The 19,840-nt window shown below is 70.2% G+C and carries 17 protein-coding genes; 6 read left to right on the top strand and 11 right to left on the bottom strand.

Features of this window, described 5'->3' with window-relative positions; genetic code table 11:
* The first annotated feature begins 45 nt into the window (after window positions 1-45).
* From MFF42_RS09535 to MFF42_RS09525, 3 genes are all read left to right on the top strand, one after another.
* Window positions 46-1,536 carry a sigma-54-dependent transcriptional regulator gene (locus tag MFF42_RS09535; RefSeq protein WP_238255518.1) on the top strand — a complete coding sequence of 497 codons (1,491 nt, stop codon included), beginning with the start codon at window positions 46-48 and terminating at the stop codon, window positions 1,534-1,536.
* Between the two features lie 150 nt (window positions 1,537-1,686).
* Window positions 1,687-3,621 carry a L,D-transpeptidase family protein gene (locus MFF42_RS09530; protein ID WP_238255517.1) on the top strand — a complete coding sequence of 645 codons (1,935 nt, stop codon included), beginning with the start codon at window positions 1,687-1,689 and terminating at the stop codon, window positions 3,619-3,621.
* Window positions 3,622-3,844: 223 nt separating this feature from the next.
* A complete protein-coding gene (locus MFF42_RS09525) occupies window positions 3,845-5,329 on the top strand; it encodes a peptidoglycan L,D-endopeptidase MepK (protein WP_238255516.1) in 1,485 nt (494 codons plus the stop codon).
* Window positions 5,330-5,569: 240 nt separating this feature from the next.
* Here the strand turns inward: MFF42_RS09525 and MFF42_RS09520 are convergent, their stop codons facing one another.
* The 3 genes from MFF42_RS09520 to MFF42_RS09510 form a co-directional block, all read right to left on the bottom strand.
* Window positions 5,570-5,836: a DUF2312 domain-containing protein gene (locus MFF42_RS09520; RefSeq protein ID WP_003601858.1), complete on the bottom strand. Its 267-nt coding sequence runs from the start codon at window positions 5,834-5,836 to the stop codon at window positions 5,570-5,572.
* A gap of 104 nt (window positions 5,837-5,940) precedes the next feature.
* Entirely contained in the window at window positions 5,941-6,258 is a 318-nt protein-coding gene (locus tag MFF42_RS09515; protein WP_238255515.1) for a DUF1244 domain-containing protein, read from the bottom strand.
* 56 nt (window positions 6,259-6,314) lie between these two features.
* Window positions 6,315-7,088 carry an N-formylglutamate amidohydrolase gene (locus tag MFF42_RS09510; protein WP_238255514.1) on the bottom strand — a complete coding sequence of 258 codons (774 nt, stop codon included), beginning with the start codon at window positions 7,086-7,088 and terminating at the stop codon, window positions 6,315-6,317.
* 194 nt (window positions 7,089-7,282) lie between these two features.
* Between MFF42_RS09510 and MFF42_RS09505 the strand changes: the two genes are divergently transcribed.
* The gene (locus MFF42_RS09505) at window positions 7,283-8,596 is read left to right on the top strand and encodes a glycerate kinase type-2 family protein (protein WP_238255513.1); all 1,314 of its coding nucleotides are present in this window, start codon (window positions 7,283-7,285) and stop codon (window positions 8,594-8,596) included.
* A complete protein-coding gene (locus MFF42_RS09500) occupies window positions 8,562-9,050 on the top strand; it encodes a DUF1036 domain-containing protein (protein ID WP_238255512.1) in 489 nt (162 codons plus the stop codon). The genes MFF42_RS09505 and MFF42_RS09500 overlap by 35 nt, the downstream gene beginning before the upstream one ends.
* 359 nt (window positions 9,051-9,409) lie before the next feature.
* Here MFF42_RS09500 and MFF42_RS09495 read toward each other — a convergent pair whose 3' ends face one another.
* Entirely contained in the window at window positions 9,410-10,267 is an 858-nt protein-coding gene (locus MFF42_RS09495; RefSeq protein ID WP_238255511.1) for an outer membrane protein, read from the bottom strand.
* Window positions 10,268-10,638: 371 nt separating this feature from the next.
* On the opposite strand from MFF42_RS09495, the gene pyk reads away from it, so the two are divergent.
* Complete coding sequence (gene pyk / locus MFF42_RS09490) at window positions 10,639-12,075, top strand: pyruvate kinase (protein ID WP_238255510.1); 1,437 nt, start codon at window positions 10,639-10,641, stop codon at window positions 12,073-12,075.
* On the opposite strand, the gene MFF42_RS09485 is transcribed toward pyk, so the two are convergent.
* The 7 genes from MFF42_RS09485 to pufM form a co-directional block, all read right to left on the bottom strand.
* The gene (locus tag MFF42_RS09485) at window positions 12,072-13,067 is read right to left on the bottom strand and encodes an alpha/beta fold hydrolase (RefSeq protein WP_238255509.1); all 996 of its coding nucleotides are present in this window, start codon (window positions 13,065-13,067) and stop codon (window positions 12,072-12,074) included. The two genes, pyk and MFF42_RS09485, sit on opposite strands and share 4 nt — an antisense overlap.
* A gap of 10 nt (window positions 13,068-13,077) precedes the next feature.
* Window positions 13,078-13,680, bottom strand: coding sequence for a tetratricopeptide repeat protein (locus MFF42_RS09480; protein ID WP_238255508.1), 603 nt, complete (start codon window positions 13,678-13,680; stop codon window positions 13,078-13,080).
* Window positions 13,681-13,769: 89 nt separating this feature from the next.
* A complete protein-coding gene (gene ykgO / locus MFF42_RS09475; RefSeq protein ID WP_003601867.1) occupies window positions 13,770-13,895 on the bottom strand; it encodes a type B 50S ribosomal protein L36 in 126 nt (41 codons plus the stop codon).
* A gap of 291 nt (window positions 13,896-14,186) precedes the next feature.
* Window positions 14,187-15,548 (bottom strand): HlyD family type I secretion periplasmic adaptor subunit, encoded by a 1,362-nt coding sequence (locus MFF42_RS09470; RefSeq protein ID WP_238255507.1) that lies wholly within the window; start codon window positions 15,546-15,548, stop codon window positions 14,187-14,189.
* A complete protein-coding gene (locus MFF42_RS09465; protein ID WP_238255506.1) occupies window positions 15,548-17,305 on the bottom strand; it encodes a type I secretion system permease/ATPase in 1,758 nt (585 codons plus the stop codon). Before MFF42_RS09465 ends, MFF42_RS09470 begins: the two co-directional genes overlap by 1 nt.
* 411 nt (window positions 17,306-17,716) lie before the next feature.
* A complete protein-coding gene (gene pufC / locus MFF42_RS09460; protein ID WP_238255505.1) occupies window positions 17,717-18,826 on the bottom strand; it encodes a photosynthetic reaction center cytochrome PufC in 1,110 nt (369 codons plus the stop codon).
* The gene (gene pufM / locus MFF42_RS09455) at window positions 18,823-19,800 is read right to left on the bottom strand and encodes a photosynthetic reaction center subunit M (RefSeq protein WP_238255520.1); all 978 of its coding nucleotides are present in this window, start codon (window positions 19,798-19,800) and stop codon (window positions 18,823-18,825) included. Before pufM ends, pufC begins: the two co-directional genes overlap by 4 nt.
* Between the last annotated feature and the right edge of the window lie 40 nt (window positions 19,801-19,840).

The following is a 19,840-nucleotide window of genomic DNA, read 5'->3' as shown; positions in this document are numbered from 1 at the left end:
CGCGTCGGCCCGCGGCCGGCTCGAGCGGAAAGCGAGGCGCCCCGCATGTCGACCACCGTTCTCATCATCGACGACGATCCCGTCCAGCGCCGCCTCGCCGAGGCGATGGTGCGCCGCCTCGGCTTCGAGGCTCGGGTCGCGGAGAACGGTCACGACGGGCTGGCCCTGCTGCGGGCCGGCGAGAGCGTCGACGTCGTGCTGCTCGATCTGGTCATGCCCGGCGGCATGGACGGGCTCGGCGTGCTGGCCGAGATGCGCAAGAGCGGCATCGACACGCCGGTCATCGTGCAGACCTCGAACGGCTCCATCGACGCGGTGGTGAACGCCATGCGCGCGGGCGCCGTCGATTTCGTGGTGAAGCCGGCCGGCGCCGAGCGGCTCCAGGTCTCGATCAAGAACGCCCTGCGGGTCGATCAGCTCGAGGAGGAGGTGCGTCGCATGCGCCGCCGTGCCTCCGGGGCGCTCGGCTTCAAGGATCTCGCCTCGAAGAGCCCGGACATGGAGCGGGTGATCCGCCTCGCAGAGCGGGCGGCGAAATCGAACATCCCCGTCCTGATCGAGGGCGAATCGGGTGTCGGCAAGGAGGTGCTGGCCCGGGCGATCCAGGGTTCGGGCGACCGGCGCGGCAAGCCGTTCGTGACGGTGAACTGCGGCGCGATCCCCGAGAACCTCGTCGAGTCCACCCTCTTCGGCCACGAGAAGGGCGCCTTCACCGGCGCCACCGAGCGCCATGTCGGCAAGTTCGTCGAGGCCTCGGGCGGCACGCTGTTCCTCGACGAGATCGGCGAATTGCCGCTGGACGCACAGGTGAAGCTGCTGCGGGCGCTGCAGGAAGGCGAGGTCGATCCGGTCGGCGGCAAGCGCGCTGTGCGCGTCGATATCCGCCTGATCTCCGCGACCAACCGCTCGCTGCTCGATCTCGTGAAGCAGGGCAAGTTCCGCGAGGATCTCTATTACCGCCTCAACGTCTTCCCGATGACGCTGCCGCCGCTGCGGGCGCGGCGCGAGGACATCCCGGATCTGGTGCGCTCGTTCTGCGCGCGGTTCGCGGCGGAGGAAGGCAAGCGCCTGCGCGGCATCACGGCGGAGGCGATGGCGCTGCTCACCCGCTACCCCTGGCCCGGCAACGTGCGACAGTTGGAGAACGCCCTGTTCCGCGCGGTCGTGCTCGCCGACGGGGACGAGCTGACGGTGACGGAGTTCCCGCAGATCGCCGCGCAGGTCGAGGGTTTCGACGTGCGCATCCCGCCGCTCCCGGCGCAGGCCGCCCTTCCCGCGGGCACGCTCGAGCCGGTGCGGGAGATCGTCCGAGTCGAGGTGCGCGACCCGCACGCCATGTCCCTCGTTCTCGAGGAGACCGGCGATATGAAGACGATGGAAGCGGTCGAGGCGGAGGTGATCCGCTTCGCCCTGCAATTCTACCGCGGCCGAATGTCGGAGGTGTCCCGGCGCCTCGGAATCGGCCGATCCACCCTTTACCGCAAGCTCAAGGAACTCGGCCTCGACGAGGGGGAGCGGTCCGAGGACGCGGCCTGAGGGTGGAACAGGGGATGGTGCTCGGCTGTTCGCCTCCAGGATCAGGCTTGGCCGTGAGCCGTGGTCGTGTGGTTGCGCACGGCCGTGCTTCGGTCGATGATCTTTAAGCAGAGCTGCGGCATTCTCGGCCGTATCCAGGGAGTTGCCGACATGCGCGCTGCATCGGGAGCCGGAACGGGCGTCGCACGGACTCTGTCCGTCGCCTTGGCCGCCCTCCTCGCCTTCGGCCAAGCCCCGGCCCGTGCCGAGGAACCGTCCGCCGCCGAGAGCGGCATCGTCATCCGCAAGGCCGCGGTCGACCCCGCGGACGGGGCTGCCGTGTCCCCGGAGGCGAGCGAGGGCACGTCCCCGGCCGCGGAAGCCCCCGCGCCGCCCGCCGAGCCCGCCCCGGTCACCATCGTCGAAGGACCGCCCGCTCCGGTCGCGCCGAGCGAACCGCTCCCGGCGGCCGTCTACGCGCGCCTCAACGACAGCGCGCCGCTGCTGCAGCGGCTGACGGCCAAGGATCGCGAGGCGATCCAGGCCTTCTACGCCCTCGGCAACTTCAAGCCGGTCTGGATCGAGAAGGGCGCCTTCAACGCCGACGCCGCGATCGCGCGCCTGCGCGCGGCGGGCGAGGACGGTCTCGATCCGAACGCCTATCCGGTGCCGGCGGTGGGCAAGCTCAGCCGCCCGGACACCGACGCCGAGATCGCGGAGGCCGACCTCAAGCTCTCGGCCTCCCTCGCCCTCTACGCCCGCGACGCCCGCGGCGGACGAGTCAATCCGGCCGCGATCTCGAAGCTGATCACCCCCACCCTCGATCTGCCGCCGGCCGACATGGTGCTGGCCCGCCTCGCCGCGGCGGGCGCGCAGGCCGGAGCGGTGCTGCAATCCTACAATCCGCGCCAGCCGGGCTACCTCGCCCTGAAGGAGCGGCTCGCCGGCCTGCGGATCGGACGGACGCACGGGGCGCCGAGCGTGACGCTTCCCGACGGCCCCGTCCTCAAGCTCGGGATGAACGATCCGCGGGTGCCGCTGCTCCGCAGCCGGTTCGGCCTCGAGGCGCGCTCCGGGGGCACCCTCGATGCCGCGCCCGGCGAGGCCGACGCCTACGATCGCTCCGTCGCCGACGCCGTGAAGGATTTTCAGCGCAGCCGCGGCCTCCCGGCGAGCGGCACGCTCACCCGCGCCACCGTCGCCGCGCTCGCCAACCCGAGCGTGCCGAAGACGAGCGCCAGCGAGGCCGACATCCTCGTCAACATGGAGCGCTGGCGCTGGCTGCCGTCCGAGCTCGGACCGGACTACGTCCTCGTCAACGTGCCGGAATTCAAGCTGAAGGTGTTTCGCGGCGGCAGCCTGCGGGACGAGACGCGGGTCATCGTCGGCAAGCCGACGAGCCCGACCCCCATCTTCTCGGGGATGATGGAGTACGCCGTCGTCAATCCGTCCTGGTACGTGCCGCCCTCGATCCTCAAGCAGATGCTGGCCTCGGGCAAGACGGCCGGATTCGAGGTCGTGCGCCGGGGCAACGTGATCTCCCTTCGCCAGCCGCCGGGGGAGCGCAACGCGCTCGGCTTCATCAAGTTCATGTTCCCCAACCAGCACGCGGTCTACCTGCACGACACGCCGAACCGCTCGCTGTTCTCGGCCTCGACCCGCGCCTTCAGCCACGGCTGCGTGCGCGTGGACGACCCGTTCCGTTTCGCCGACGCGGTCCTGCCGAACTGGACCGAGGAGCGACTGAAGAAGCTGATCGGCAAGGGCGAGCGGACCCTGCGCCTGCCCGAGAAGCTGCCGGTGCATCTCGCCTACTTCACCGCCGAGGTGGACGATCTCGGCTCCTACCGCACCCTGCCCGACCTCTACGGCTACGACGGGCCGATGAAGGTCGCGCTCGGCCTCGCCGCCCGCTCGGAGGCGGTGGCGAAGGCACCCGCGACGACGAAGCGGAAGGCGGCCGAAGCCCGCCCGGCCCCGCGCCAAGCCGCTTCGCGCGAGGCCGTGCGCAGCGAGCGCCGCGCGGAACCGCGCCGGACCCGCGACATGTTCGGCGATCCCTGGAGCGGCCAGACCTACGAAACCTCGCAGCGCAGCTTCTGGTAGGTCCGCGCCCACCACGTTTCCCGCCCGGATGGCAGTTGCGTCGCTCCGGGCGGGACAGCGTGCGGCGAAGCTCTTGCAAGGCTCTTTTTTGCCACGGTTCCCCCGTAGCCGTCGCTGAAGACGGCGAGCAGCACGGGCCCCGACGACCCGCCTTTCCGGTCCTCGGTCATCCTTGCGCTCCGCGACATCACCGATGTCGCGGCCGTTCCGCGAGGTGAGGACCATGCTGCGCACGATCCGGGACCGCCTGACCTCGAACCGGACTTCGCATCCCCCGCGCCTCAAGCGCCTCGCATCCGCGGCCGGCGCCATGGCCGCGTTGCTGCTGGCCGGCACCGCCGAGACCCAGAATGCGGTCGCCAACGGCGACACCCGCAGTCTCTCCCTGGTGCACGAGCATACCGGCGAGAGCCTCTCGGTGACGTTCAAGCGCGACGGCCGCTTCGACCGCGCCGCCCTCGACCAGCTCAACTGGCTCCTGCGGGACTGGCGCGAGAACGAGTCCACCAAGATGGACCCGCGCCTGTTCGACGTCGTCTGGGAGGCGCAGCGCTCCATCGGCTCGACCGCGCCGCTGCGCATCGTCTCCGCCTATCGCAGCCCGAAGACGAACGGGATGCTGCGGCGCCGCTCCTCGGGCGTGGCCGAGACCAGCCAGCACATGCTCGGCAAGGCCATGGACTTCTTCCTGACCGACGCCTCGATCGACCAGATCCGTGCCATCGGCATGCGGATGCAGCGCGGCGGCGTCGGCTGGTATCCGCGGTCCGGCTCGCCCTTCGTCCACCTCGATGTCGGCTCGGTGCGCTCGTGGCCGCGCATGAGCCACGACCAGCTCGCCCGCCTGTTCCCGGACGGCAAGACCGTCCACCTCCCCGCCGACGGCAAACCGCTCGCCCGCTACGAGGAGGCGCGCGCCGAAATCCTGTCCCGCGGCGGCACGGTGCTGGGCTACACGGCTCTGGCCAGCGCCGACGAGATGGACGACGGCCCCGGCCTCAAGGGCTTCTTCGCCTCGCTCTTCGGTGGCGGCGGCGGCACCGATGCGCCCCCGGCCGCGCTCGCCGGCGCCCCGGCGGCGAAGGGACGGACCAAGCCGAGCGTCGTGGTCGCGAGCGCCGATCCCGCCGATACGAGCGCGGCCATGGCCTACGCCGCATCGGGCGCCTCCGAGACCGCGCGCGCCCCCGCTCTGCGCGGAGACCGCGCCTCGGCGAAGGAATTGCTGACCGGTGAGACGGACCAGTCCGTCGTCGCGCCGCTGCCGCCGCGGCGCCCCTCCGAGTTCGCCGTCGTCGCGACCGCCCTCACCATCCCGCTGCCGCCGCAGCGCCCGGTGCGGCTCGCCTCCCTCAACGGCGAAGGCATCAGCGGCATGGTGCATGTCGCGGAGGCCGGGATCGAACCCGCCGCGCTGTCAACCGAGTCGGGCGCGGCCGAGCCACGCCTCGTGCCCGCGGATGCCGACCCCCGCGAACAGGTGCGTAGCCTGCTCTTCTCCGCGGTTCAGGGCGTGTCGGAGCCCGCCGCGGCGACCGCACCGGTCCGCGTCGCGCTGGCGCGTCCGCGCCCCGTTGAGGCGCTGCCCGCGGAGGCGTTGTTCACTCCGGCGGAGACGGTGGCGAACCGCTTCTCGACCGCACCGGAGACGCTCTCCGCCGCCCGCTTCACCGGCTCCGCCGCGACGGGATCGGCCGGGGGTCGTTGAGGCCGGAGCATCGGCGCCGCCTCGCGGGCCGTCGACGGCGCGACCCGCCTCTCTCCGGCTGACGGTCAAGGCGCTGTCGTCATTGCGAGGCGAAGCCGTGGCAATCCAGGGCGCGATATTTCCGGAGAGGTCGCGCGCTGGATCGCTTCGGCTCCGCCTCGCGATGACTGGAGAGGGGCACAGCCCGAACTAACCGGCCCCGGCCGGACGTCGTAAAGAACCTCGCGACGACGCGCGGTCCTACGCCATGCCGAGCGCCTGGAGGTACAGTTCGAGGATCGCCTCCTCTTCCTGGCGCTCGTCGTGGTCGCGCTTGCGCAGGGAGATGATCTTGCGCAGCACCTTCACGTCGAAGCCGTTGGCCTTGGCTTCGGCGTAGACGTCCTTGATGTCGCCCGCGATGCCGGCTTTCTCCTCTTCGAGGCGCTCGATGCGCTCGATGATGCTCTTGAGCTGGTCGGCGGCGACCGAGGACGGATCGACGGCGGGGGCAGGCGAGGCAGCCATGGCGGCGCTCCTTCACGCGAGGGATGGCGTGCGCCCGAAGGCCCACGCCGGATGTCCGGGGATTACGGCATCAACCTTACCCGCTCGTTGATGCCCGACCGGCCTCAGTGGCCGCCGCCGCCGGAGGCGAAGCGCGTCTGCTGCTCGGGGCTCGCCTCCGTCTGGTGCTTCTGCTTCCACTCCTCGTAGGGCATGCCGTAGACGTGCTCGCGGCTCTGGTCCTTGGACAGGCGGAGGCCCCGCTCATCGGCGGCGTCCTTGAGCCAGTTCGACAGGCAGTTGCGGCAGAAGCCGGCGAGATTCATCAGATCGATGTTCTGCACATCGGTCCGGTCGCGCAGATGCGCGACGAGGCGGCGGAACACCGCGGCCTCCAGCTCGGTCTGGGTCGCGGGGTCGATTCCGTTCAGGGGCTCGGTCATGGGGCGGCTCTCTGAGTCGTGGGATGCCGCAGAGGTCGTCCCGCGCCCATCCCGCGTCAAGCCGGCGGGCGCAGCATCGGCGCGAGGATGCGCGCGAAGCGCTGGGCCCATTCCTCCTGGCCCTCGGGGCCGCCGATCAGGTCCTGGCGGATCTCGACCAGGGCGTTGGGCAGGCCGCGGGCCGTCGCGTGCCGGTCGATCGTGTCGCCCGGCAGGCCGCCGCCGTAGGGCTGGTTGTCGCCGACGCACAGGCCCGCCGGATCGGCCTTCAGCGCCTCGATCAGCAGGCGGCTCAACCCGGCATCCCGGTCGTAGAGCACGCCGACCTGCCACGGCCGGGCGATGGTGCGCCAGAACGGCGTGAAGCTGTGCATCGTCACGAACATCGGCCGCACGCCGGCGGCCTCGGCCTCGGCGACCGCCTCGTCCACGGCGCGGTCGAAGGGCACGTAGAAGCGCCGAATCCGCTCGGCGATGCCGGCCGCGTCGATGCGGGCATTGCCGGGCACGATCGCGCCGTCGGAGAGACGCATCACCAGAGTCGGGTCGAGCCGCCCGCGGTTCGGGTCGATGATGAGCCGCGAGAACCGCGTCAGCACGGCCGGAACGCCGAGCCGGGCGGCGAGCCGGCGCGTGACCTCGGCCGCGCCGATGTCGTAGGCGATGTGGCGGGAGAATTCCGGCTCCGCGACGCCGAGCCGTGCTAGATCCTCGGGCACCGCGTTCGAGGCGTGCTCGCACACGAGCAGGAGACCGCGGGAGGGATCGCCGGCGATGCGTTCCACAGGATGTTCGGGGAGGGTTTCGATCTCGGGCTCGATGGACAGCATGGGCGCATATCTGGGCCGGTTCGGCGGGATCGGAAGGGGCAGACCCGGCATGGCTGGCCCGCGGGAGGGATGGATCGCGCCGCGGTCAAAAAGAATGCTTCGCGGCACGAAAGTTTTGTGAAGCCGCGGAGGCTTGCCGACACGGCAGCGCTCGGGCAAGCAAACGCTCAAACAAGAACCGTGCGAGGACGCCCATGACCGCCCCTGCCCCGACCGATCCGGCCAACGCGGAGCGTCGCGCCCTCCTCACGGCGATCCTCGACGAGGCGATCGCCGCCGCCCACCCGCGCAAGTGCCTGGTCGGGCACCTGCCGGCGCCGACGCCGGGACGGCTCATCATCCTCGGTGCGGGCAAGGCCGGCGGCAGCATGGCCGCGGTCGCGAGCCGCTTCTACCGCCAGGAGCACGGCGTGCCGGAGGACCGGATCGTCGGCCTCGCGGTGGCGCGCCACGGCTACGGCGAGGACGCGCCCGGCATCCGCATGGTCGAGGCCGGCCATCCGGTCCCCGATGCCGCGGGCATCGAGGCCACGAAGGAGGCGCTCGCCATCGCCGCGAGCGCCGGCCCGGAAGACGAGGTTCTGGTGCTGCTCTCCGGCGGCGGCTCGGCGAACTGGATCGCGCCCGCCGGCACCCTGACGCTCGCCGAGAAGCAGGCGATCACCAAGGCGCTGCTGCGCTCGGGCGCGCCGATCAACGAGATCAACGCCGTGCGCAAGCACCTCTCGCGCATCAAGGGCGGACGCCTCGCGGTCGCCGCGCGGAACGCGAAGTCGATCCTGACGCTGGCGATCTCGGACGTGCCGCACGACGACCCTTCGGTGATCGCCTCCGGCCCGACCGTGCCGGACCCCTCGACGCTGGCCGATGCGCGGGCGATCTGCGAGCGCCGCGGCATCACCCTGCCGGACTCGGCGCTGGCCCTGCTGAACGATCCGGCCAACGAGACGCCGAAGGCGGGCGATCCGGCCTTCGCCCGCGCCGAGTACCGCATCATCGCCCGACCGATCGACGCGCTGGAGGCGGCCGCCGAAGCCGCCCGCCGCGCCGGTTACGAGCCAGTGATGCTGGGTCCCGACCTGGAGGGCGAGGCGCGCGAGGTCGCCGCCGAGCACGCGCGCCTCGCGCTGGAGGCAAAGCAGGCGGGTCGGCGCGTGGCGTTGATCTCCGGCGGCGAGCTCACCGTCACCATCCGCGGCGAGGGCGACGGCGGGCCGAACCAGGAATACGCCCTGGCGCTCGCCCTGGCGCTCGACGGCGCCGAGGGCATCGCCGGCATCGCCGCCGACACCGACGGCACCGATGGCGGCCGGGGTGCCGCGACGGATCCCGCGGGCGGCCTCGTCGACGAGACCACCCTGGCACGGGCGCGTGCCGCCGGGCTCGATCCGCAGGCGATGCTGACGGACAATGATTCGACGCGATTCTTCGCGACAATCGGCGATCTTGTTCAGCCGGGTCCCACCCGAACCAATGTCAACGATTGCCGCGTCATCCTCGTGGGCTGAGACCCGATTGAAAGTCCGCCCTTCCCGTCGCCGTCTTCTCGGACTGAGCCTCGCGGCGGGCCTCGCCGCCCTTCCCCTTCCCGCTCTCGCCGACCTGCGCCTGTGCAATCAGACCGCCAGCAAGGTCGGCGTGACGCTGGGTTACCGCGATGCGCAGGGCTGGGTGACGGAAGGCTGGTGGGAGCTGAAGCCGCGCAACTGCGAGACCCTGCTTCGCGGGTCGCTGGCGGCGCAGTTCTACTACATCTACGCCGTGGACTATACGCGCGGCGGCGAGTGGAGCGGCCGCGCGATGATGTGCACCCGCGACACCGCCTTCACGATCCGCGGCGTCGAGGATTGTCTCGCCCGGGGCTTCGACCGCAACGGCTTCATCGAGGTCGATACCGGCCAGCAGCGGAACTGGACAATCCAGCTCTCCGATCCCGGACAGCCGCTGGCGGGCGGGCCGTAGGACGCGCGCCTTCGCGCGCGCTCGGGGCCCTGCTCCTGTCGCGATCGCGCCGATGGTCCGAGAGGTTGCCGACCTCTGTTTGCCGTCCCGGCTGGAATCGCGACGCCTGAGCGCCGAACACTTTTCCGTCTGCAGTCCTTGCAAGGCGAAGCCGTTGCAATCCGGGACACGCCCTTGCCGGATAGGTCGCGCCCTGGATCGCGTCGGCTCCGCCGCGCGATGACGGAGTCGGGGAGTGCAAGGGGACCTTCAAGGGGTGGCATCACCTCTTGCCGTGCTTCCGTCGTCGCCGTTTGCGCAAACGAAAGCGGGCGCCCCGTAGGGACGCCCGCTCGTCTCGATCAGCGATCGGGTAAGGCTCAGAGGCCGCTGAACTTGTAGTTGAAGCCGGCGCGGATCAGGCTGCCCTCGGTGGCGAAGCGCGAGGTGTAGGAGCCGGCCGGGGCCGCCAGGACCTGGTTGACCAGCACGTTGCGGCTGCCGAGGTCGTAGCGGATGTACTCGGCCTTGATCGTCACGTCCGACTTGATGCCAAGCCAGCGGCCGACCGAGAAGTAGGTCAGGAAGCTGTCGGCCGGGATCGCGTACTCGATGCCGCCGCCGTAGTTGTAGCCGGTCTCGAAGATCTTGCGGCCACCGCCGGTGTACTGCAGCACCGTCGCGCCCGGGTTGTAGAAGTCGGCGCCGTAGCTGACGTGACCGAAGGCGAGACCGCCGGTGCCGTAGATGAAGAACCGGTCAAAGGCGTAGCCGAGCTTGCCGTTGACGGTGCCGAGGAAGTCGAGGCTCTGCGTGTAGACGCTGGCATTGCCGATGACCGGGTTCGGCGTGCCGTAGAAGCCCGTGCGCTTGTCGAGGTCGAGCCAGGTCGCGTCGAAGGCGAGACCGGCCACGAAGCCGCCGCCCGGCGTGAACTGATAGTTGTAGCCGAAGCCGCCGCCGATGCGGGAGAAGCCGTCGACCTCGCTCTTGATCGCGGCGGCGCGGCGGCCGAGCGCGACGTTGGAGGCGGTGAAGGGATCGTTGCCGCGGGTCTGGATGTTCGGGTTGTCGGTGAAGGCGTAACCCGTGTGCAGGCCGGCGTAGAAGCCGGTCCAGGTGAAGACCGGGACCGGGGCGAAGGCGACCGGCGGAGCCTCGCGGCGGGGCAGGTCGGCGGCCAGGGCCGCGGTGGTCGCGAGCGCTGCGGCGCTGCCCAGAAGGAGTGCTCTGATCACGGTGTGGATCGCCTTTGGAAAGTGCTGAATTCTAGGCTGACGCTAGCAGCGTTAAGGCCAAGCTGCCTATGACTTTCCAGCAACACGCAGCGACGATGCCGCGGCGGTTGCGTTCACGAAATGTTAAACCCGCAAGTACCGCAAAGTTGAGCGGCGGAAAAAACAGGGTTTCGTAGAAAAGGTTCCCGGTGTCGGAAAATTCCCGACACGCATCCGTGATGCGGCCTTGACCTTCGGGGCCGAGGGATGCTTGTGGCCGGCAAGCCCCAGTCCGGCCAACGGCACCGCCCCATAAGGTGCCGCGCATCTGCCGGGCCGTTCCCGCACGCGATGTCCGCGACCAGCGGGTCCAGCGGGTGTTGGAGGCTCCATTGAAGCGCTCGCGCCGCACCAAGATCGTCGCAACCCTCGGCCCGGCATCCGACACGCCGGAGATGATCGAGAAGCTGTTCCATGCCGGAGCGGACGTGTTCCGCATCAACATGAGCCACTTGGCTCGTGAGAAATTGCCCGAGCGGATCGAGGTGATTCGCACCATCGAGCGCGAGGCCAAGCGGCCCATCGGCATCCTCGTCGACCTGCAGGGACCGAAGCTGCGGCTCGGCACCTTCGTCGGCGACGCGGCCGAGCTGGAGAACGGCCAGACCTTCGTGCTCGATTCGGACCCGACGCCGGGCGATACCGATCGCGTGTACCTGCCCCATCCGGAGATCCTGTCGGCGCTGGAACCCGATCACGGAATTCTGATCGACGACGGCAAGCTCCGTCTGGTCGTGACCGAGGTGAGCGAGGGCCGCGCGGTCACCCGCGTCGAGGTCGGCGGACGCATCTCGAACCGCAAGGGCGTGTCGCTGCCCCACACGGTGCTGCCGCTCCCGGCGATGACCGAGAAGGACCGCGGCGATCTGGAGGCCGGGCTCGCCGCCGGCGCCGACTGGATCGCCGTCTCCTTCGTGCAGCGCCCCGAGGACGTGGCCGAGGTGAAGAAGGTCGCGGCCGGCCGCGCCCTGATCATGGCCAAGATCGAGAAGCCGCAGGCGCTCTCGCGCCTCGACGAGATCATCGAGATCTCCGACGGCATCATGGTCGCCCGCGGCGATCTCGGCGTCGAGATGCCCCTCGAGCAGGTGCCGGGCGTGCAGAAGCGCATCACCCGCGGTGCCCGCCGCCTGGGCAAGCCGGTCGTCGTGGCGACGCAGATGCTCGAATCGATGATCACCGCGCCGGTGCCGACCCGCGCCGAGGTGTCGGACGTGGCGACCGCCGTCTACGAGGGCGCGGACGCGGTGATGCTCTCGGCCGAGAGCGCCGCCGGCCAGTTCCCGGTCGACGCGATCGCCACCATGAGCCGCATCGCCGAGCAGGTGGAGCGCGACGCGCTCTACTGGTCGATCCTGATGGCGCAGCGCTCCGAACCCGAGCCGACCGCCTCCGACGCCATCGCGGCGGCGGCGCACCAGATCGTCGAGGCGCTCGGCCTGCGCTCGATCATGGCCTGGACCCATTCGGGCTCGACGGTGCTGCGGCTCGCCCGCGCGCGGCCCAACGCCGGCGTCATCGCGCTGACCCCGAAGCGCGAGACGGCGCGGCGGCTCACCATGGCGTGGGGCGTCCACCCGATCGTCACCAAGGACGCCAGCGACGTGGACGACATGGCCTTCCGCGCCGCGAAGTTCGCGGTGCGCGAGCGCTTCGCCGAGATCGGCGACCGGGTGATCGTCGTGGCCGGGGTGCCGTTCGGCATTCCGGGCGCGACGAACATGGTGCGCATCGCCTTCGTCACCCGCGAGCACGCCGAGCGAGCCTAGCGCTCTGAGACGTCCGCCAAAATCTCGACTTCGCGCACAAGCCGGTCGGGGGCAGTGTAGGTCACCATATGTCCTGCGCCCGGCAGCAGCACCTGCCGGGCGCGGGGCATCGCCCGGCTCAACGGCTCGGCCTGGGCGCGCGTCTGGACGACCGGATCGGCTTCGCCCGCGATGATCACGCTGGACACGCCGATGGTGTCGTAGCGCGGCGCCTGCTCGGCCAGCGCCGCCGGCAGCCCGGCGAGATCCTGGATGTTGGCGAGCGCCGGACCCGGCCGCAGGATCAGCGGCGCGCGGCTCGCCTCGATGTAGTTCTCTACCGCCGGCTCCGGCCGGAAGACACTTTTCGCAACCGAGGGCAGGTAATAGAGGCCGAGCGGCACCGCGACGGTCCGGGTCAGCAGCCACGTCACGGGCGGCCTTAAAGCGATCCCGGCCCACCAGGGCAGCGGGCGCGGCGGGAACGGCATCGCCACGGGCGCCACGAGAACGAGCCCCGCCACCTGTTCCGGCCGGTCCAGGGCCATCCGCAGGGCGAGCGCACCCGACCAGGAATGGCCGAGAAGAATCACCGGCCCGGTGCCGAGCCGGTCGAGGGCTGTTCCGAGTGCCCTCCCCTGGGCGGCCGGCGAGGCGGCATCCGCGCCGCCGATGCGGTCGCTGTTGCCGTATCCCGGCCGGTCGAAGGCGATGACGCGGAAGCCGGCTCGGGCGAGGAGGCGCCCGAAACCCTCCATCGGATCATGGGCGTTCGCCGAGGCGCCGTGGAGCAGAACGACGGTCGCCCTCGCCCCCTCCCGAGGTCCGTCCTCGAGATAAGCGATTCGGCCGCCCTCGATCTCGACGCTGCGGTCGGCGCCCGCGTAGCGCGCCTCGACACGCCAGGCGATCAGCCGCGTCGCCACCGCCGCGCAGGTGAGAAGCAGCGCGGCGAGCCCGAGGGCCGCCGCGAGGAAGCCGACGGCGAAGCGCGGGAGGTCGGCGAGGCTCACGACGCGCGCTTCAGAGCTCGCGCCCGTCCACCTCGGGCTTCAACCGCTCGATCGCCTTCCTGAGCACGTCCCATTGCGGGTAGAGCGCCTCCGCGCGGCGGAAGGCGTCGAGGGCACGGCCCTTGTCCTCCTGCGCGAGGTAGAGCTTTCCGAGCGCGGCCCAGGCCTCGAAATGGCGCGGCTCCAGCACCAGGGCGCGCTGCAGGTCGGCGATGGCGGACGCGGAATCCGAGAGGCGCCAGAACAGGGTCGCCCGCCGGCTCCAGCCCTCGGACCAGTTCGGCTCCAGGGCGACGGCGCGGTCCATCAGCTCGACGGCGAGCGGCAGATCGTTGCCACCCATCGCCTGCCGGGCGCGGTCGGAGAGGAGATCGGCCGTCGCGCTGCCGGATCGGCCGAGACGGCGCTCGATCAGGGTGGCGATCGCCTTGGCCTCGGCCTCGTCCCCGGCCTGCTTGAGGCGGGTGTAGAGATCGTCGAGGGTGACCGGGGGATGCGCCTTGCGCTCTTTCTCGGGCCGCGCCTTCTCGGGGGCCGCCGCCGCGTGGCCGGCGCCCGCGAGGGCGAGGCCAAGGCAGAGAGCGGTCAGGAGAGGCGTGCGGCGAGCGTCCATGGGTCCGGAGCTTCCACCCCGAACCCGGCTCCCGTCAACGCGCTTCGGTGCCGCGCATGATTCGCGGCGAGACCGAAACGCCTTCGGGATCAGCCCTGGCGCGCCTTGAAGCGCTTCTGGGTCTTGTTGATGACGTAGACCCGGCCCTTGCGGCGCACGAGCTGGTTGTCGCGGTGACGGCCGCGCAGCGACTTGAGCGAGTTGCGAATCTTCATCGGTCTCACATCGGCACGGATTCGAGACCGGCCGCCTGTTGTTCAAGGTGTCTCGAAGGGACGGAGCGCCGCGAAGGACGCTCCGGCGATGACATCGGTGACATCGCGGGGAGGCGGTCGCCTTATCAGACAACCCGCCTCGGAGGCAAGATCACGGCGATCTCTCGAAGAGCGCCGAGCGATGCGGAAGCTCAAGGCACCGGGATTGTCCGCGGAGGCGGGCGCCGGTGACCGGGGGCCGGAAAGACGCCAGGGTGATCGCCTGAAGCGATCACCCCGGGGGCACGATGGTCAGCGCTCGCGCCACGCCTTGGCGATCTGATCGGTGAGCGGCTTGGTCAGGTAGGACAGCACCGAGCGCTCGCCGATCTGGGTGAAGGATTCCACCGGCATGCCCGGCACCAGCCGCAGGCCCGACAGGCGCTCCTTCTGGTCCTCGCGGATGCGGATGCGCGCCGTGTAGAAGCTCATGCCGGTCTTGGCGTCCTGGGTCACGTCGGCCGAGACCCGCACCACCTCGCCGTCGATCTCCGGCGTGGTGCGCGTGTTGAAGGCGGGGAAGCGCAGCACCGCCTTCTGCCCGACCCGAACGTTGTCGATGTCCTGCGGCTGCACCCGCACCTCGACGAGGAGCTGGTCGGAGGCCGGCACGATCAGCATCGCCGGCTCGCTCGGCACCACGAGACCGCCGACGGTGTGCACGTTCATCTGGTGCACGTAGCCGTCCTGCGGCGCGCGCAGCTCGACCCGCTTGAGCTGGTCCTCCGCCGCGACCCGCTTCTCGCGCAGCTCCGACCACTTGCCGCGGATCTCGGCCAGATCCTTGCCGGTCTCGGTGCGCATTTCGCCGTCGATCTGGATGATCTGCAGCTCGGTCTCGGCGACCTTGCCGCGGGCGGAGGCCGTGGAGGCGACGAGCTGGCCGCGCTCGCCCTCCAGCCGGGCGGCGTCGCGCTCGAGCGCCGTGACCCGCGAGAGCGGCACGAGGTTCTTGGCGTAGAGGTCGCGCACGCCGGTCAGCTCGTGGCCGATCAGGTTGATCTCGCGGTCCTTGGCCGCCGCCTGCTTGGTGAGCCCGTCGATCTCCTGGCGGAGCTGGTCGATGCGCTCGCGCAGCTGCGCCTTCTGGCCCTCGCGGCCGGCGACGCGCGACGCGAACAGGCGCGATTCGCCGTCGATCAGCCGGGCGACGGTGGGATCGGTGTCGATGCGGGCGACGAGTTCGGGCGGGAAGGTGATGGTCTTGAACCCGTCGCGCTCGGCCTCGTCGCGGGCGCGGCGGGCGGAGAGCTCGTCCATCGCCTTCAGGACGATGTCGAGGTTGGCCCGGGTCTGGGTCTCGTCGAGGCGGATCAGCACGTCGCCGGCGGCGACCCGCTGGCCCTCGCGGGCGAGCAGCTGGCCGACGACGCCGCCCGTGGGATGCTGGACCTTCTTGACGTCGGTCTCGACCACGAGCTGGCCGGGCGCGATCACCGCGGCCGAGATGTCGGTGAAGACGGCCCAGCCGCCCACGCCGCAGACGAGTGCCACGGAGAGGCCGATGGCGACGGCGAGGTGGCGGCGGATCGAGCCGTGGGCGACGGGCCGCGGCAGCGCCGGGGCGAGGCCGCTCAGGGGGGCGAGCGTCGAGGGAGCAAGCGTCGAGGACATCAGGCACTCTCACGGATCGTGGGCGCGGCAACCTGCGCGGCCGGAGCGTCGGCGGGAACGGGCGTCGGCGCCGGGCGCAGCACGCGCTTGAGGATCTCGTCCTTCGGGCCGAAGGCCTGGGCGCGGCCGTCGGCCATCATCAGGATCAGGTCGAGGGCGGCGAGCGCGCTCGGCCGGTGGGCGACGACCACGCAGATGCCGCCGCGCTGGCGCACGCCGAGGATCGCCTGCGTCAGGGCGTTCTCGCCCTCGCTGTCGAGGTTGGCGTTGGGCTCGTCGAGCACCACGAGGAAGGGCTCGCGATAGAGCGCGCGGGCGAGCCCGACGCGCTGGCGCTGCCCGGCGGAGAGGCCGGAGCCGCCCTCGCCGATGCGGGTGTCGTAGCCCTCGGGCAGCCGCAGGATGAGCTCGTGGACGCCGCCCGCCTTGGCCGCCGCGATGATCGCTTCGGCCGGGGCGTCGGGCTCGAAGCGGGCGATGTTCTCGGCGACCGTGCCGGCGAACAGCTCCACCTCCTGCGGCAGGAAGCCGATATGCGCGCCGAGATCCGTGCTCGACCATTGGTCGAGCGCCGCGCCGTCGAAGCGGACCTTTCCGCGCACCGGCGGCCAGACGCCGACGAGCGCCCGGACCAGCGAGGACTTGCCGGAGGCCGAGGGGCCGATGATGCCGAGGCCCTGCCCGGCGCGGAGGCCGAAGCTGACGTCCTGCACCACGAGCCGGGGCGCGCCGGGGGGAGCGATGCTGGCGTTCTCGACGGTGATGGTCTCACTCGGAGCCGGCAGGGCGTGCGGACGCGCGCCTTGCGGCATCCGCGCCAGCAGCTCGGACAGGCGGTGCCAGCTCTGGCGGGCGGCGACGAAGCCCTTCCAGTTGGCGATGGTGAGCTCCGCGGGCGCCAGAGCGCGGGAGACGAGGATCGAGCTCGCGATGATGACGCCGGCGCTGGCCTCGTTGTGGATGACGAGCCACGCGCCGAGCGCGAGCACGCCCGATTGCAGCGCCATGCGGAAGACCTTCGAGCCGGCGCCGAAGCCGCTTCCGGCATCCGCCACGGCCTGGTGGGCGTTCATGTAGTCGCGGTTGGCCGAGGCCCAGCGGGCGGCGAGGCGGTCCTGCATGCCCATGGCTGCCAGCACCTCGGCGTTGCGGCGGCCGGCATCGGCCAGTCCGTTGCGGCGCATGCCGTGGCTGGTCGCCTCCCGCGTCGGGTCCTTGCTGGCGCGATCGGTGAGGAAGGTCAGGGCGACGAGAATGCCCATGCCGACGAGGGCGGCGACGCCGATCAGCGGATGGAACAGGAAGCAGATCGCGAGGTAGAACGGCATCCACGGCAGGTCGAAGAAGGCCGAGGGGCCGGAACCGGACAGGAAGGCGCGGATCTGGTCGAGATCGCGCAGGGGCAGGAGACCGTCGCCCTGGTTCGTGCCCTTGAGGGGCGCACGCACCACGAGATCGAACACGCGCCCGCTCAACGACTCGTCCAGCGCCGCGCCGACCCGGGCGAGGATGCGCCCGCGGATGGCTTCGAGCACGCCCTGGAAGGCGTAGAGGGCGAGGGCGAGCGCGGCCAGCCCGATCAGGGTCGGCACGGATCGGCTCGGGATCACGCGGTCGTAGACCTCGAGCATGAAGAACGAGCCGGTGAGATAGAGGATGTTCACGAGGCCGCTCATCACGGCCACCCCCACGAAGGCCGATTTGCACTGCCGGAGTGCGGCGGCAATCTCGTTCTTGTCGCGCCTGTCGCTCACCATCGTCCCCCTTGATGCACCGCGGTCCGGATTCGCCGCCATTCCGACCGTCACGTGACCCCTGCCGAATGAGCGTCTTGATACCCGAAAATGCGACTAAATTTCAGCATACATGCTCTAATCAGGAAGGGTTACGTCTTTCGATCTAGCGAAATATTGAACATATTCTTAAGTCGCTTCGCCGTCGCCGACGGATCGATTGAACGCGCTCCGGCGCGCAGTCCCGACGTGTCTAGAACACAGTCCCGACAGTTATTTGACGGCTGTGGAAACGGAGCGGAGCGAGCCGAAGAGTCTAACCCTTCGTCGGGGAGCGGATATCCGGGGCGACGCGTCGAGATGGAAAAAAAGCCGCCGGCCCGATGGACCGGCGGCTCGTCGTTTCTCGATCCGTCGAACGGACAGGGCCGTCCGCTATTGCGGGGGAGCTGCGGGTGCCTCCGGCGGCGCCTCGGGCGCTGCCGGGGTCTGCGGCGCCGCCGCCATCTCGGCCGTGTTCTTGGTGAGTTCGGGGTAGGTCTCGACCACGTGCGCACCCGCCAGCGGCTTGCTCTGACCGTTGTGACAGGTGGCGCAGTTCAGCTTCGGCGCGTCACCGGTGGGCCCGAGACGGTTGGGCGGGAAGGTCGTGGTCAGCGGCTCGATATAATCGCCGTTGAGGTCACGCACCATGCGGATCGCGTGCCAGGCCAGGGTCCGCTGCGGCGTGCTCTGCGACCAGTTCGAGATCGCCCGGGTGTTGTGGCAGTAGGTGCAGTTGACCCCGAGCGACGACGACATGTGCATCATCAGGCCATAGGTCCGCTCGGCGGCCTGGATCGGCTTGCCCTTGCTCTCCGGCAACGCCGTCGTCGCGTTCACGCGGATTAGGTTCTCGTCGACGTCCTTCTTCGCGAAGAACTCGCTCAGCGTGTCGTAGGGCAGCGAGGCGAGGCCGACGGAGGGCGAGGCCATGTTCTGCCCGTTGTTGCGGGCGATGAAGCCGCTCTTGTAGTTCGGCCCCGGATTCTGGAACCAGATGTTCGTCGGCACGGGCTGGCCGCGGTGGCAGGTGTAGCAGGTCACCCCGGCTTCGCCGACATGCTTCTCCTTCCAGTCCGTGTTGATGTGCTGCACCATCTGGATCATCCGCCGGGCGACGTGCTTCTGGTAGAGGCTGTCGTCGGCCATGTTCTCGGTGTTGTGGCAGTAGGTGCAGCCCTGCTCCGGGCTGACCCATTCCGTCATCGAGACCATCAGGCGGTTGAATTCCTCGACGCTCAGATCCTTGAGAACCTTCACGTTCTCGTAGACCGCGCCGGCCTTCTCGGTCCCGGCCTCGACCGGTTCGGCGGGGGTCGGCGGCATGTTGGCGGCCTTGAGCGCCGCCGCGCCGGCCTTGGTCTGGATCTGATCCATGCCGGTGCCGCGGAAGCCGTGCTGCTGGGCGAGGATGGGCGGCTTGGTCCAGCCGGCGGTACCGAACTGGGCGATGGTGAGGAACAGGGCGACGACCGCGCCCGCGACGACGAGCAGAGTCTTCATGGCGTCCCCCCTGGCGTCGCGAGCGGGTCGGTGATCGGTCCGTAGATCTGCGGATAGGACGGCGCGACGCCGTGCTTGACCGCCCACAGGTACCAGTTGTCCACCACGGTGCCGGTCAGCAGGATGCCGATGCCGCCGGTCAGCGTCGTCAGCACCGCGAACCACCACGCCCAGCGGTGGACCGACTCCATCGTGGCGTTGAAGCCCATGGTCCAGCGCCAGAACAGCGCGGCACGCTCGGTCGCGGTGCCGCGATCGACGATCTGGTCGATCTCACGCTCCGACCCGTAGCGGCTGGTGGCGAGGATCGTCGCCCCGTGCATCGCGAAGAGCAGCGTCGACCCGTAGAGGAAGACGATCGAGAGCATGTGGAACGGGTTGTAGAACAGGTTGCCGTAGCGCAGCGAGAACGCCGCGGTCCAATCGAGGTGCGGGAAGATGCCGAAGGGCACCGCCTCGCTCCACGACCCCATCAGCAGCGGCCGGATGAAGCCGAGCACGAGGTAGAGCCAGATCGCCGAGGCGAAGGCCCAGGGCACGTGCGTGCCGAGGCCGAGCGCGCGGGCGCGGCGATACATCCTGACCCACCAGAGCAGGATCGAGGTGGTGAGGAAGAAGCCCGCGATCAGCCACCATCCGCCCTCGTTGAGCGGCGGCAGCACCTTGAGGCCGTATTTGGGCAGGGGCGGCTCCAGCGCCAGCCAGGGCAGCTGGCGCACGAACTGGATCGGATCCCAGTTCACGCTGGCCCACATGTTGAGGCCGATGATCTCGAAGGCGATCAGGCCGCAGGCGAAGGACAGCGCCCCGAGATAGCCGCCGTAGATCGGTCCGACCTGGGAATTGCCGATCAGCCCGAACAGGTAGCTGTTGAACGGCCGCCCGACGCGGGAATCGACCGAGATCGGGATGCCGTGCTCCGGCTCGACCGGGCGCACCTGCACCTGGGTGAAGATGTTCTGATAGTAGGCCACGGCGTCTCCCTCCATGGACCTGCGGTCGCTCAGGGAGGCT

Origin of the sequence: Methylorubrum podarium (assembly GCF_022179745.1) — a bacterium.
GTDB classification, from domain to species: Bacteria; Pseudomonadota; Alphaproteobacteria; order Rhizobiales; family Beijerinckiaceae; genus Methylobacterium; species Methylobacterium podarium.
Note: the sequence above shows the minus strand (reverse complement) of the source record. Positions and strands in the feature narration are given on the sequence as shown.

Excerpts from the sequence above, each read along its gene's own strand:
- MFF42_RS09535 (WP_238255518.1), top strand. The coding sequence starts at position 46 with ATGTCGACCACCGTTCTCATCATCGACGACGATCCCGTCCAGCGCCGC.
- MFF42_RS09530 (WP_238255517.1), top strand. The coding sequence starts at position 1,687 with ATGCGCGCTGCATCGGGAGCCGGAACGGGCGTCGCACGGACTCTGTCC.
- MFF42_RS09525 (WP_238255516.1), top strand. The coding sequence starts at position 3,845 with ATGCTGCGCACGATCCGGGACCGCCTGACCTCGAACCGGACTTCGCAT.
- MFF42_RS09520 (WP_003601858.1), bottom strand. The coding sequence starts at position 5,836 with ATGGCTGCCTCGCCTGCCCCCGCCGTCGATCCGTCCTCGGTCGCCGCC.
- MFF42_RS09515 (WP_238255515.1), bottom strand. The coding sequence starts at position 6,258 with ATGACCGAGCCCCTGAACGGAATCGACCCCGCGACCCAGACCGAGCTG.
- MFF42_RS09510 (WP_238255514.1), bottom strand. The coding sequence starts at position 7,088 with ATGCTGTCCATCGAGCCCGAGATCGAAACCCTCCCCGAACATCCTGTG.
- MFF42_RS09505 (WP_238255513.1), top strand. The coding sequence starts at position 7,283 with ATGACCGCCCCTGCCCCGACCGATCCGGCCAACGCGGAGCGTCGCGCC.
- MFF42_RS09500 (WP_238255512.1), top strand. The coding sequence starts at position 8,562 with ATGTCAACGATTGCCGCGTCATCCTCGTGGGCTGAGACCCGATTGAAA.
- MFF42_RS09480 (WP_238255508.1), bottom strand. The coding sequence starts at position 13,680 with ATGGACGCTCGCCGCACGCCTCTCCTGACCGCTCTCTGCCTTGGCCTC.
- ykgO (WP_003601867.1), bottom strand. The coding sequence starts at position 13,895 with ATGAAGATTCGCAACTCGCTCAAGTCGCTGCGCGGCCGTCACCGCGAC.
- MFF42_RS09470 (WP_238255507.1), bottom strand. The coding sequence starts at position 15,548 with ATGTCCTCGACGCTTGCTCCCTCGACGCTCGCCCCCCTGAGCGGCCTC.
- MFF42_RS09465 (WP_238255506.1), bottom strand. The coding sequence starts at position 17,305 with ATGGTGAGCGACAGGCGCGACAAGAACGAGATTGCCGCCGCACTCCGG.
- pufC (WP_238255505.1), bottom strand. The coding sequence starts at position 18,826 with ATGAAGACTCTGCTCGTCGTCGCGGGCGCGGTCGTCGCCCTGTTCCTC.